Annotated in this window: 9 protein-coding genes; 8 read left to right on the top strand and 1 reads right to left on the bottom strand. The window is 58.4% G+C overall.

What is annotated here, in order from left to right:
* The 3 genes from ACR0K9_RS10865 (at position 1) to ACR0K9_RS10875 (ending at position 5,655) form a co-directional block, all read left to right on the top strand.
* Entirely contained in the window at positions 1 to 1,674 is a 1,674-nt protein-coding gene (locus ACR0K9_RS10865; protein ID WP_480823072.1) for a thiamine pyrophosphate-binding protein, read from the top strand.
* Between the two features lie 2 nt (positions 1,675 to 1,676).
* Positions 1,677 to 3,152 (top strand): FAD-dependent tricarballylate dehydrogenase TcuA, encoded by a 1,476-nt coding sequence (gene tcuA / locus ACR0K9_RS10870; RefSeq protein ID WP_480823074.1) that lies wholly within the window; start codon positions 1,677 to 1,679, stop codon positions 3,150 to 3,152.
* A gap of 475 nt (positions 3,153 to 3,627) precedes the next feature.
* On the top strand, positions 3,628 to 5,655 hold the full coding sequence (locus ACR0K9_RS10875) for an oxidoreductase (RefSeq protein ID WP_480823076.1): 2,028 nt from the start codon (positions 3,628 to 3,630) through the stop codon (positions 5,653 to 5,655).
* Between the two features lie 323 nt (positions 5,656 to 5,978).
* On the opposite strand, the gene ACR0K9_RS10880 is transcribed toward ACR0K9_RS10875, so the two are convergent.
* Positions 5,979 to 7,682 (bottom strand): tetratricopeptide repeat protein, encoded by a 1,704-nt coding sequence (locus ACR0K9_RS10880; RefSeq protein ID WP_480823078.1) that lies wholly within the window; start codon positions 7,680 to 7,682, stop codon positions 5,979 to 5,981.
* A 296-nt stretch (positions 7,683 to 7,978) separates the two neighbouring features.
* On the opposite strand from ACR0K9_RS10880, the gene ACR0K9_RS10885 reads away from it, so the two are divergent.
* The 5 genes from ACR0K9_RS10885 to dapF all read left to right on the top strand — a co-directional run bounded on the left by ACR0K9_RS10885 (position 7,979) and on the right by dapF (position 13,723).
* On the top strand, positions 7,979 to 10,042 hold the full coding sequence (locus ACR0K9_RS10885; protein ID WP_480823080.1) for an alkyl/aryl-sulfatase: 2,064 nt from the start codon (positions 7,979 to 7,981) through the stop codon (positions 10,040 to 10,042).
* A gap of 214 nt (positions 10,043 to 10,256) precedes the next feature.
* The gene (locus ACR0K9_RS10890) at positions 10,257 to 11,093 is read left to right on the top strand and encodes a transporter substrate-binding domain-containing protein (RefSeq protein ID WP_480823082.1); all 837 of its coding nucleotides are present in this window, start codon (positions 10,257 to 10,259) and stop codon (positions 11,091 to 11,093) included.
* A gap of 55 nt (positions 11,094 to 11,148) precedes the next feature.
* Positions 11,149 to 12,120 carry an amino acid ABC transporter permease gene (locus ACR0K9_RS10895; protein ID WP_480823084.1) on the top strand — a complete coding sequence of 324 codons (972 nt, stop codon included), beginning with the start codon at positions 11,149 to 11,151 and terminating at the stop codon, positions 12,118 to 12,120.
* 12 nt (positions 12,121 to 12,132) lie between these two features.
* A complete protein-coding gene (locus tag ACR0K9_RS10900; RefSeq protein ID WP_480823086.1) occupies positions 12,133 to 12,873 on the top strand; it encodes an amino acid ABC transporter ATP-binding protein in 741 nt (246 codons plus the stop codon).
* 4 nt (positions 12,874 to 12,877) lie between these two features.
* Entirely contained in the window at positions 12,878 to 13,723 is an 846-nt protein-coding gene (dapF, locus tag ACR0K9_RS10905) for a diaminopimelate epimerase (protein ID WP_480823088.1), read from the top strand.
* Positions 13,724 to 13,770: the final 47 nt, after the last annotated feature.

The raw sequence follows: 13,770 nt of genomic DNA on the forward strand, positions 1-13,770 counted from the left end.
ATGACCACAATCAACGGCGGCGAAGCCGTCTATCGTGTGCTGAAAGCGAACGGAATCGATACCGTCTTCGGGCTGCTCGGCGGCTCGATGCTGGAACTCTATGATGCCATGTATCAGGGCGGTGGCATCGCCTATGTCGGGGCCCGCGATGAACGGGCGGCGGGACATATGGCTGATGCCTGGGCGCGGATGACCGGCAAACCGGGTGTGGTTCTGGGCGCACAGGCCGGGCCGGGTGTGGTGAACATCGTCACCGCCGTGGCCGAGGCGCATCTGACCTATTCCCCGATGGTGGTGATCGCCGGGGCGATCACCCGCGCCGATCAATGCAAGGATACGTTTCAGGAGGTCGATCAGGTCGCGCTGTTTGCACCGATCAGCAAACGCTCGGTCATGGTGACCGATCCGTCACGACTGGTGCCGATGTTGGAGGATGCAATCCGGCTGGCCAATACGGGCCGCCGTGGTCCGGTGGTGCTGCATGTTCCGCGCGACCTGTTCGCGGCGGACATCCCCGCCATCGCGCCTGAACCCGTCAACACTGCCCGTCCGGGACCTGCCGCCCCGGACGATGTCGCCGCGATTGCCGATCTGCTGGGTGCGGCCAAACGCCCGGTCCTCTTTGCAGGCGGCGGTTTCAAGTGGAGCGCGGGCCGGGATGCGTTGACCGCGCTGGCGGAAAAACTGGAGGTGCCGGTGGTGGCCTCAACCGGCCATGCCGATGTCATGCGCCACCGGCATCCATGGTTCGCCGGTCAGGCCGGACCGCGCGGCAACCGGGTGGCCAGCCGTCTGACCAAAGAGGCGGATGTGATGGTTGTGCTGGGCGCACGGCTGGGCTTCAACTCGACCTTTCACAGCAACGATTACATTGGCTCTGATACACGGATCGCCCATGTGGATGTCGAGGGTGCGGCTGTCGGGCGCTACTTCCCGGCCGAAATCGCGGCGCAGGGCGATGCGCGGCTGACCGCCGAGGCACTGGCCGAAGCGACCCCGAAACCCGACTGCACGCCGTGGCGCGATGCTTTCCGCACGGATATGGACAGCCTCTGGGCCGAGCGTGCGGAAGAAGCCTCCATCGGCACCCTGCCCTTACATCCCCGCCGCGCCTTGGCCGAGATACGCGTTGCGCTGCCCGAGGACGCCATCGTCACGCTGGATACCGGCAATACCTGCCTTCAGGCCGCCGACCGGCTGGCGCATTACGCTCCGATGTCGCTGATCACACCGCTCGATTTCGGGCTGGTCGGCTTTGGCCTGTCCGCTGCCATCGGGGCCAAGGCCGCCGCGCCTGAACGCCCGGTTGTGGCAGTGATGGGCGACGGGGCCGTGGGCTATACGATGATCGAGATTCAGACCGCCGTTTCACACAATCTGCCCATCACCATTGTCGTTTTGGACAACGAGGCCTGGGGGGCCGAGAAAGCCTATCAGCAGGAATTCTATGGCGGGCGTCTGCTGGGGGCCGAAATCAAGTCGCCGCGCTTTGACAAATTTGCCGAACTTTGCGGCGGCACAGGCATCTGGGTCGACGGACCCGGCGGCATGGGCCCCGCCTTGCGGCAGGCGATTGCATCCGGACAAACCACCGTCATTCAGGCGAAAATCGATCCCGGCGCACTGATGACGCTGCGCAAGGACCTGTTCAAGGCACCGCAGGAGGGGAAATAGGCATGGCCACCTGGGACACTATCATCATCGGCGCCGGAAACGCCGCCTTCTGCGCCGCCCATGCCGCGCGGGAAAAAGGGGCCAGCGTGCTGATGCTGGAATGCGCGCCTGAGGCGGAGAACGGCGGCAATTCCCGTTTTACCGCCGGTGCCATCCGCTTTGCCTATGACGGGGTCGACGATATCAGGGCGCTTTGCCCCGATTTGTCCGAGGACCAGATCGCCATCACCGATTTCGGCACCTATACCGAAGAGCAGTTCTTTGACGACATGTTCCGTGTCACGCAGTACCGCACCGATCCGGCGCTGTGCGAACGCATCGTGCGCTCTTCGCGCGAAACGATGCACTGGATGCGCAGCAAAGGTATCCGATTCATGCCGATCTATGGCCGTCAGGCGTTCAAGGTGGATGGCCGGTTCAAATTCTGGGGTGGCCTGACGCTTGAAGCCTGGGGCGGCGGCGAAGGTCTGGTGGACGCTCATACCAGCATCGCCCGCAAGAGCGGCATAGAAATCCGGTACCAGACCCGCGCTATCAAACTGCTGACTGACGGTCACGCGGTCACTGGAGTCCGCGTGCGCCACCAAGGTCAGCTTGAGGATATCAGTGCCAGATCTGTGGTCGTGGCCGCCGGCGGCTTTCAGGCCAGTCCGGAAATGCGCACACGTTACCTGGGCCCGGGGTGGGAGATGGCGCGGGTGCGCGGCTCGCGCTTCAACACTGGCGAAGGCCTTAAGATGGCCATAGAGATCGGCGCCTCGACCTATGGCAACTGGTCCGGCTGCCATGCGGTCGGGTGGGATTACAACGCCCCCGAATTCGGCGATCTGGAAGTGGGCGACGGGTTCCAGAAACACTCCTACCCGTGGGGCATCATGGTGAACGCGACGGGTCGTCGGTTCGTGGACGAGGGCGCGGATTTCCGCAATTACACGTACGCCAAATACGGCCGGGTGATCCTGAACCAGCCCGAACAGTTCGCCTGGCAGGTGTTCGATTCCAAGGTCACGCATCTGCTGCGCGACGAATACCGGATCAAACGGGTGACCAAAGTGACCGCTCCAACCCTTGAGGCGTTGGCCCAAAAGCTGGAAGGCGTTGATCCGCAGGGATTTCTGGATGAGGTCAAGACCTTTAACGCAGCGGTGGATACCGCCACGGCCTTTGACCCCAACGTCAAAGACGGGCGCGGCACCAGAGGTCTGACCGTGCCAAAGTCCAACTGGGCCAACACCATCGATGAAGGCCCGTTCGAGGCCTATCAGGTCGGCTGCGGCATCACATTCACTTTCGGCGGGCTGCGCATCGACCCGGACACGGCGCAGGTGCTGGACAATGATCTTGCCCCGATTCCGGGGCTCTATGCGGCAGGAGAGTTGGTGGGAGGCGTGTTCTTCTTCAACTACCCCGGCGGAACCGGCCTGATCAACGGATGCGTATTCGGACGACTGGCAGGCTCTAACGCGGGCGGCGGATGAAGAACTTGGGTGTCCCAGCCTTGCTCGGACGGTTTGAATTCATGAAATCAAACTTTTTTGCGGTGTGATCACAGGATCGGCGCACCCAATAGCACCGCGTGATCCAGCTTGAGTCCCAGCTAATCCATTAGATTGTCCAGATCACGAAATGACACTCCGTAGCGGCGATATGAGAAAGCCGAGAACAAGATCCTGATATTCGGAACATTGCGCCCTTGAATGAGATCAACACAGACTGCTCCTGGTTCTCGATCACGCACGATCAAAGCTGCGCCTGAACCAACAGCCGGGGACAACGATTGCGACAGAACCTTATGGTCGGCATTTTGTGGACCGATGTCGGAAGTAGTGAAACCTTTCTCTGTTCTTGGCGGTATCATGCTCTCGACAACAAACGCTTTCAGACATGCAAGTTGACCAATGTGCTCCCATAGGAGCCACTCTCGTGCCGTCGTTTTGAGCGAAGGGAAAATTCGTGGCCACACTACTCGATCCATTTCAGCTCGGGCACTTGGTGCTTCGAAACCGTATCGTCAGCACCGCGCATGCGCCCAATTATGTTGAAAATGGTCACCCGAGAGACCGGTACCGCCTGTATCACGAGGAGAAGGCCAAAGGTGGCGTCGCCCTGACCATGATAGGCGGGTCGACCAATATCGCCCCAGACAGCCCCTCGGTGTTTGGCCAGCTTTATGCCGGCGACGACAGTGTCATCCCGTGGTTTCGAAAGCTCACGGATGGCGTTCACAAGCACGGGGCAGCGGTGATGTGCCAGATCACCCATATGGGGCGACGAACTGCCTGGGATGACGGTCATTGGCTACCGGTTCTGGCACCGTCCGGTGTTCGCGAGCGCGCTCACCGCGCTTTTCCAAAGGTGATGGAACAAGAGGATATCAACCGCGTTATCGATGATTTCGCCGCTGCGGCGCGGCGCTGTAAGCAGGGCGGGTTCGATGGTATTGAACTGCTTTCCCACTCTCACCTGCTGGGTCAGTTCTTATCGCCACTCACCAACCTACGTGATGACGACTACGGCGGCTCGTTGGAAAACCGCATGCGGCTGACCCTTCAGGTATTAGATGCCGTGCGTTCCGAGGTTGGCCCCGATTTCATATTGTCCATGCGTATCACTGGCGATGAACTGACCGAGGGTGGACTGAGCAGCGAAGATTGCGTTTCCATCGCCCGAATGCTGGAGAGCAGCGGCCATGTCGACCTTCTCAATATTCTGGCCGGCGCACCTTACGATGACCTTGGGCTTGCTGAATGGGTGCGCCCCATGGGTCTGCCTGCCGCCCCGCATATCACAGTGGCCGGGCGTATCCGTGAAGCCGTCAAACTGCCAATCCTCCATGCGGGTGGCATAGCAGACATTGCGACGGCACGTCATGCCGTTGCCGGAGGATATGTCGACTTGGTGGGTATGACCCGTGCGCAGATGGCCGATCCTTATCTGGTATCGAAACTCGTGCGTGGCGAAGAAGAACGTATTCGCCCCTGTGTCGGGCTTGGCTATTGTGTAGACCGGGTCAATCAGGGCAAGCCCGCTGTATGTGGTCATAACGCGGCCACCGGGCGTGAGCAGATTTTGCCCCATGTTATTCAGCAAAGTAAAACTCAACAGAAAGTAGTTGTCGTTGGAGGAGGACCCGGCGGACTGGAAGCCGCACGGGTCAGCGCCCTGCAGGGGCATGATGTCGTCTTGTTCGAGGCATCGGATCGGCTTGGCGGGCAACTCTCTCTGGCCGCCAAAGGCCTAACGCGCAGACAGATCCGGGGCGTAGCCGATTGGTTGATTTCCGAGGCCAACAATCTCGACGTCAACATCCGTCTGAATACTTATGCGGAAGCCGAGGATGTGCTCGCCGAGGCACCGGATCTGGTCATAATCGCAACCGGCGGCTGGCCCGAACCGTTGACTATTCCCGGTAACGAATTAGCGGTCTCAAGCTGGGTGGTGCTTTCAGGAGAAGCGCGCGTTTCGGGAGACGTGCTTTTGTTTGACGAGGTCGGCGACCACCCGGCCGCAGTCACGGCCGATGTACTGGCGAACGCTGGTCATGCCGTCGAAATAGCAACCCCGGACAGAACGCTTCTGCATGACCTTGGCCCAACGACATCTGCTGTCGCGTTGCGCGATCTATCCGCCAGGGGAGTTATCTTTACCTGCCTCCGAGAACTCTGTTCTTTGACCCGCGAAGGAAACAAGATCCGCGCCAGTTTGCGTCACGTCTTAACGCATGAATGCTCGGTGCGCCTTGTCGATCATGTGGTTGTCGAGCATGGCCTGAGGCCGGCGGACGACCTATATCATGCGCTTAAGCCGCACTCGCGAAACCTTGGGCAGCTGGACCACAATGCATTGATTCAGGGCGCATATCCGTTCAAGAACACAAACCCGAATTGCCAGTTCTACCTGGCACGAATTGGCGATGCGGTCGCAGGCCGAAACATGCACGCGGCGATCCTCGACGCCTTGCGTATATGCTATTCGATCTGAAACCAGACCCCAATCATTCAACCTGCCAAACGTAATCCAACCGGCAAACATCCCCGCAGCAAAGGAAGAACCGCTTAGGAATGCCCTGGAGCCAAAGTAGTCGATGACTGTCCGTCATCAGACAAGTTTTACTAACTGATTATCTGACAACAAGGTACCGTGATGGCATCAGACGCAGCATCTGAGTGCTGCATGAAGGCCAGTAAGCCGTACGTGCCGTAGCGAGAAGGAAAGCCCGGCTTAGATCGACGCGGGCCACGCGAAGTTTGGGCACAGTCATCACGATGGCAGTAGCATTCAGTACAAGACAAGAGGATATACCTTCAGGCCTTGGCATTCAGGCCAGCTTTGCGAAGACTGTTCAGCAGTTTCCTTTGAAAGGCATCATCCAATTGCCAGATTGACAGAATCCCTGACGCTTCTGTTGCAATATTCGGTTGCTGTGCCTGAAGCTTTTTCAGAGAGACCTGTGCTGCCTGCCGGTGCCCCAATTCTCCGTTCAGGGCCGCGCCCCACAAATGGGTCCAGAGGAAGTTTGGCATGTCAATCTGCTGCAGAATAGCCAGCGCGCGTTCATAGTTTCCCTGATCATACTCATAAAACACGCGCGGAAACCGGTACCAGTGCGGATGTACTGGGTTCAAAGCGATCGCCCGGTCCACATTGCTCAGGCCCTCGTCCCATGCGCCGCTAAAGGCCAGCCGCATACCGTAATGGGCAAGAACCGAACTCTCATTCGGGCTTAGGGCGACGGCGTCTTCGCCAGCCTGTCGAAATCCCTGAATGTCACCAAGAACAAACCGCATGTTGGCCACCATCAGATGTCCGGCGGCCAGATTCGGATCAATCTCCAAAGCACGGCGCGCAGCCGCATCTGCGGCGGTCAGAAGCTCTTGATGATCCCCTCCAAGTCCAAACCGGATCTGTTGCAGGTAGAGATTGGACAAAACCGCCCATGCCTCGGCATAGTTCGGGCTCTGTTCCAGAGCTCTCAGAATGCAGGCTTTCACTTCCGGGTGCCGCTCAAGATCAATCGTGATCTGATAGCTGTAGTAACTCAGCACACAATCATACGCATCACGACTGCTGGGCGGGGTGCGCTCGGCCAGTCTCATCGCGTCTTTCGTAAGGACGCCGTATTTTCCGGCCAGTTTTCCAATTACATCCTGTATGACCATGTCTTGTGCAGCATAAATCTCGGTGGGAGAGCTGCCGACGGCATAGTCGTTCACCCAGATGTACCGCTGGCTGTTCAGGTCGATCAGGCGGGCGGACAGGACCACAGTGTCGCCTTTGTCGAGGACGCTTCCCTCAAGGGCGTAATCCGCGCCGTAGTCCGAGTGCAGACCCTGAAGAGTGTTGCCGCTATCCCCCGGTCGCCGGACGCTGCTTAAGGGCAGAACCCAGAGGTCACGGAACCGAACCACCTCGCTGGTCAGTTGTTGCGTTATGCCTTCGGCAAAATAGCCCGGTCCATCACTCAGCGTGTCAAACGGCAGCACCGCGACCACAGGTCCTCGCGGCAAGGATTGGTCAGAAGCCAGGCGCTGACGAACGGGCGCCCCAAGAAGAAGAACCCAGACCAAAACGCACATCACCAGGACAGACATGATACCGACCCCGATTTTCAGAAAACGCCTGTGGCTGTGGCGCGGAGCCTCGACAGACGCGGGTGGAGTCGGCTTTGCCGGCGGTGCGGCGCTTTCAAATCGCGGGGCATAGCCACCTTTGGGGATGGTCAGACGAACCGGGTCATCCCGGCCAGGCCCGGCATAATAGGTGTCAATCTCCTGCCGCAATCGCCGCGCTTCGAGCCGGACGATCGGATCAACCTGCTGATCGAAGCTTTCGTCGCGGTCAAAGACCGTCATGGCGATGGAAACACCTTTGATCTGATCGGCACGGCCGGCCAGGAATTCTTCGACGATATAGCTCAGAAAGGCGCGACGTCTGAGGCTGGCTGTGAAATCGGGGTGATCCAGAAGGCGCTGCATCTGGATCCGAATGTCGCGCTCGGTAATATCCACTCCAAAAAATCCCTCTGCCTCGGGAAAACCCAAGTAAAACATTATGTTGGCTTTGTTGATACATGGGTTATCGGGCAGGTGGCAACATGTTTGCACTTCTCCACACAATTTCTGCGGGTATGAGGGCCAGACCATTGGTCGCACAGACAAGTATCCGGCTTCGGAAGGACGGCACTTCACATCAACTTCCGGTGCCGATGCATCCGGCGGGACGAATTTCAGCCTCGTGGTTCGTCCCGTCACGACGTCTGCGCCGCCGACTTTGTTGAAGCCCTCATAATAGGAACCGATTATATATGGCACGTCGAACCACCCTACCCTTGACCGCCGCCCTTCTGACGCTGTCCTCCGGTCTTGCCCTTGCGCAGGATCATGGGCATCAGCACTTTGATCCCAAGGGCAAGCTGCCATCGGATTACACGATCGAGTTCCAGAACGCCCAGCGCAAAGCCCTGCCCTTCGACGACGAACGGGACTTTGAAGAAAGCCGCAAAGGTCTGCTTGCAACGCCGGATTACCGGCAGATCAAGACCGAGGACGGCACTGTCGCGTGGGACATCGGCAGCTATGACTATCTGCTCGAAGGCTACGATTTCGACTCGATCCACCCGTCATTGCAGCGCCAGGCGATCCTGAACATGAATTTCGGCCTGTACGAGATTCTCGACGACAACATCTATCAGGTGCGCGGATTTGATCTGTCCAACATCACTTTCATTCGCGGCGACACCGGCTGGATTATCTTTGACCCGCTGGCCTCCAAGGAAACCGCCGCCGCCGCGCTGAAGCTGTTGAATGAAACCGTGGGTGAACTGCCGGTCAAGGCGGTTGTCTATTCGCATTCCCACGCCGATCATTATGGCGGTGTGCGCGGGGTGATCACCGACGAGGACGTGGCCAATGGGGTCGAGGTCATCGCGCCCGAAGGGTTCATGGAACATGCGGTATCCGAAAACGTCTATGCCGGCAACGTGATGAACCGCCGCCTGTTTTTCCAATACGGCGTATTGCTGCCGCGCAGCCCCTACGGCCATGTGGACCAGTCCATCGGCAAGAACATCTCGGCAGGGACCACGGGCCTGATCGAGCCGACGCGCTATGTCTCGGACGATTACGAAGAGATCACCGTTGACGGCGTGCGCATGATCTTCCAGAACACCCCGGGCACCGAGGCCCCGGCGGAAATGAACACCTATTTCCCCGATCTCAAGGCTTTCTGGGTGGCGGAAAACATCACCGGCACCATTCACAACATCTATACCCTGCGCGGCGCGCTGGTACGCGATGCGCTGAGCTGGTCCAAGCATGTCAACGACGCGCTGTACAAGTTCGGGCAGGATGCCGAGTTGATGTTCGCCTCGCATTCCTGGCCCCGTTACGGCAACGAGCGCATTCAGGAAGTGATGCGGGCGCAGCGCGACACTTATGCCAACCTTAACAACGGGGTGCTGAATCTGGCCAACAAGGGTGTGACCATCAATCAGGTCCACAATGTCTATGACGTGCCCGAAAGCCTGCAGCAGCAATGGGCGGCGCGCAGCTATCACGGCTCGGTCGAGCATAACAGCCGGGCGGTGATCAACCGCTATCTCGGCTATTGGGATGCCAACCCGACCACGCTGACCCCCCTGTCACCCGAAGACAGCGCGCCGCTGTTTGTCGAGATGATGGGTGGTGCCGAACCGATCCTGTCCAAAGGTCAGGAACTGGTGGATTCAGGCAAATATCTGCAAGCGACCGAGATTCTGAACAAACTGGTCTATGCCGAGCCGCAGAACCAGGCCGCCAAAGACCTGCTGGCCGATGCGGTCGAACAGATCGGGTACCAGAAGGAGAGCCCCTCGGTCCGTAACTCATTCCTGGGCGCGGCGTTCGAACTGCGCAACGGTATCCCGCAGGGCGCCACCATCGAGACCACGGGTCCGGACACCATCAAGGCGATGCAGACCACCATGTGGCTGGATTTCCTGGCCATCCGCGTCAACAGCGCCAAGGCCGCCGATATGGAGTTCACCATCAACCTGTCGATCCCCGACCGGGATGAGAACATCGTGGTCGAGATGAGCAACGCCACCCTGACCCACATCGTCGATCAGGTAGCGGAAGACGCCGATCTGTCGGTCAGCCTGAACCGCGCCGATCTGGAGAAGGTCATGACAGGCGAACGCAAGCTGACTGAGATGCTGGCTGACGGCACTGCGCAATCCGAGGGCAATACCGAGGTTGTGGCACAACTTGCCTCAACGCTCGACCAGTTCGACCTTGGGTTCGAGTTGATGCCCGGCACTGGCGCCAAAGACCTGACCCCACCCGCCAATGACTTTGCCCAACCGGCATTGGCAAACTCTAACGGAGGGTAGTTTTTAAGCTTTAGAAGCTGGTAAGGCCCAAGTCGGCAACTGCTAAATGGCGTTGCCGATTTCGGTCGCCTCTCTCCCGTAATTTCGGCAATTGCAGATATGTGCGCGGCCGACGGATAATGAAAAATATTCACAAGGCCAAAAAATATTTCCCTCAGAGGATTTGCGTTCGCAGTGCAGATTTCCCAACGCGTATCCAGCTTGGGAGGAATGCATGACACAAACACGACGAATTTTCACCATCGCCACCGCCGTAGCAGCCTTTTGCGCATCCACCGGGATGAGCTTTGCCGGTGACGCTTTGGACCGCATCATGTCGAACAACACGCTCAAAGTCGCGACGGATGCAAACTGGGCCCCGCAAAGCTTTCTGAATGACAACAACGAAATGGATGGCTTTGATGTCGATGTCGCACGCGAGATCGCCAAGCGCTTGGGCGTCGAAGTCGAGTTTGTGACACCCGCCTGGGATATCATCACAGCAGGCAACTGGAACGGGCGCTGGGATGTATCGGTGGGCTCGATGACACCGACAAAAGCGCGGGCCGAAGTGCTGAGCTTTCCGGCCGTCTACTACTATACCCCGGCAGCTGTCGCGGTGCACAATGACAGCTCGGTCACGTCGGTTGACGGGCTCAATGGCAAAGTCATGGGGGCCTGCACCAGTTGCACATTCGAACTGTACCTGCAGCATGATCTGACAATTGATGCCGAAGGTGTCCCGGCTTTTGACTACAAAGTCGAACCGGGCGAAATCCGATCCTACAAGGACTCGACCGCTGTGATGGACGATCTGCGGTTGGGTGATGGCACCCGTCTGGATGGTATGGTCGGTTCCTTGCCAGCCATTCTGGAAGGCATCAAGAATAACTATCCCTTCAAGGTGATCGGTGACCCGGTATTCTATGAGCCGCTGGCCATCGCCATCGATCGTGGCGACCAGAAACTCAATGACAAGCTCGCCGGTATCGTGGCGGAAATGCGGTCAGATGGCACGCTAACCAAACTCAGCGAGAAGTGGTACGGCGTCGACTATACCTCTACTAAATAACGATAAAACAGGTTGGCCCGCACCCGTGCGGGCCATCTGAAGCAGGAGGCATGTGATGCTTTACGCTGATACGGTGGTCAACGATCCGCTGGCCCACAAACCCAAAGTAATCGCAATCATGCTGGTGGTCGCAACAGCATTCTTTGCGCTGATCGACACCACGGGATCAATCATCGGCGAGCTTATGCGCACGGTAATCGATGAACCCGCCGATTCCGGGTTCTATGGGCGCTTTGCCACCGGACTGTTGCTGGGCATTCTGTTCGTGCTGAACATCGTTCTGATCGGGTTTCTCAAGTTCCGGCTTCAGGTCGCCATCGTCTGGCTGCAATTGCTGGCCCTGTTCCTTGCCTTCTTCTATGGCTTCGATCTGGATTTCGTCTTCATCCGGTCGAAGGTCTGGTTCATGGTCAGTCAGGGCGTCTTCACGACGCTATATGTCTCGGCCATTTCTATCACCTTGGCGTCTATACTGGCGATCATCGGAGCCGTAGCCAAACTGTCGTCAAACGGCTTCGCCTTTGCGATTGCCAGTTTTTATACCTCGTTCTTCCGGGGCCTGCCGCTGCTGATGCAGGTCTATCTGATCTATCTGGGCTTGCCCCAGCTGGGCTATGTGATCGACGCCGTGCCCGCAGGTATCCTGGCGCTGACCCTGTGTTATGGCGCCTATATGACCGAGATTTTCCGGGCAGGCATCCAGTCGATCCCGAAGGGCCAGTGGGAAGCCTCGCGCTCGCTGGGGTTCAAGTTCGGCCTGACCATGCGCCGGATCATCCTGCCGCAATCTCTGCCGTTGATCATCCCGCCCACCGGCAACCAGTTCATTGCGATGCTGAAAGACAGCTCTCTGGTGTCGGTCATCGGTGTGTGGGAGCTGATGTTTCTGGCGCGCACGCTGGGCACCAAGACGTTTCAGCACATGGAAATGCTGATCACCGCTGCGCTGATCTACTGGATGCTGTCGATGTGCCTTGAACTGATTCAGGGCCGGATCGAGCGTCATTTCCGCACCAAAAGCCATTAAGGAGACCGCGTCATGGCTGAACCGATCATCGAAATGCGCGGCGTCAACAAATGGTATGGCAGTTATCACGCGCTGCGCGATATCAACTTCACCGTCAACAAAGGCGACAAGATTGTTGTCTGCGGGCCCTCCGGGTCAGGCAAATCCACCATGATCCGCACCCTCAACTGGCTTGAGGCGCATCAGGAGGGCGAGATCATTGTCGACGGGCTGCACCTGCACGCCAAAATGAAAGATATCGACAAGGTGCGGATGGAGGTTGGCATGGTCTTCCAGCACTTCAACCTATTTCCACACCTGACCGTTCTGCAAAACCTGACGGCTGCGCCCATGTGGGTGCGCGGCGTGCCCGAGGCCGAGGCGCGCGCAACCGCGATGAAATATCTCGAACGTGTGCGCATCCCCGAACAGGCAGACAAATATCCCGGCCAATTGTCGGGTGGCCAGCAGCAGCGTGTTGCCATTGCGCGATCCCTATGCATGAACCCCAAGGTGATGCTGTTTGACGAGCCGACATCGGCGCTTGATCCTGAAATGGTGTCCGAGGTTCTGGACACAATGGTCGGTCTGGCCCGCGACGGGATGACGATGGTTTGCGTCACCCATGAGATGGGCTTTGCCAAGGCCGTGGCCGACCGTGTGATTTTCATGGACGAAGGACAAATCATCGAAGAAAACGACCCGGTGAGCTTCTTCGATAACCCACAAAGCGACCGCACCAAATTGTTCCTGAGCCAGATTCTGCAGCACTAGTTTCATGCCAGACTTCCTAAAGATGCAGGGGCTTCACAACCACTTCGTGATTGTTGACGCCCGAAACGCTCCCTACCGCCCGTCACCAGAGGAAATTATCTGGGTGTGTGACCCAAAGGTTGGTGTTGGCGCGGATGAGCTGGTTGTGCTGGAACCTTCGGACCTGCCGGATGTGCGTGCCAGCCTGCGTATTTACAACATTGACGGGACCGAGGTGCAGGCCTGCGGCAACGCAACACGCTGCGTGGCCTGGATGTTGCTGGAAGAGGCTGCGGCGGATGAGATCTCCCTGCAAACACAGGTCGGCCCCCTGCGCGCCGAACGGCGGGGCGACCATCTGGTTCAGGTGGAAATGGGCGTGCTGACACAGGACTGGCAAGCCATGCCTTTGTCCGGACCGCAGGACATGATGGCGCTGCCGGTTGGCAATGCAGCGTTGCGAAATCCGATAGGTGTCAGCATCGGCAATCCTCATGCGGTATTTTTTACCGATGATCTGGACACAGTGGACCTGCCTACATTGGCTCCGAAAATCATGGCGGACCCGCTTTTTGTCGAAAGCGTCAATGTGAGTGTCGTCCAGATGTTGTCGGCGTCCGAGATGCGGCTTTCCGTCTATGAACGCCCGGGTGTTCTGACCACGGCCTGTGGCTCGGGCGCCTGTGCCGCGGTTCAGGCGGCGCGCCTGTCGAGGCGGACCGATCAGGCCGAGATGCGGGCTCACATGCCAGCGGGCGAAGTGACCATCCGCATCCGGCCCGACCACGTGGCCGAGATGACCGGCCCGGTCGCACATTGCTTTGCCGGGCTTTATCAGTATCCGGGTGAAATCGCTTCAACCCCGGTGTGAGTTTTTCAGTTTCCAGCGTCCTTCGCCGGTGGAAAATACGAATACGG

This window comes from Ruegeria sp. L12, from assembly GCF_056531745.1.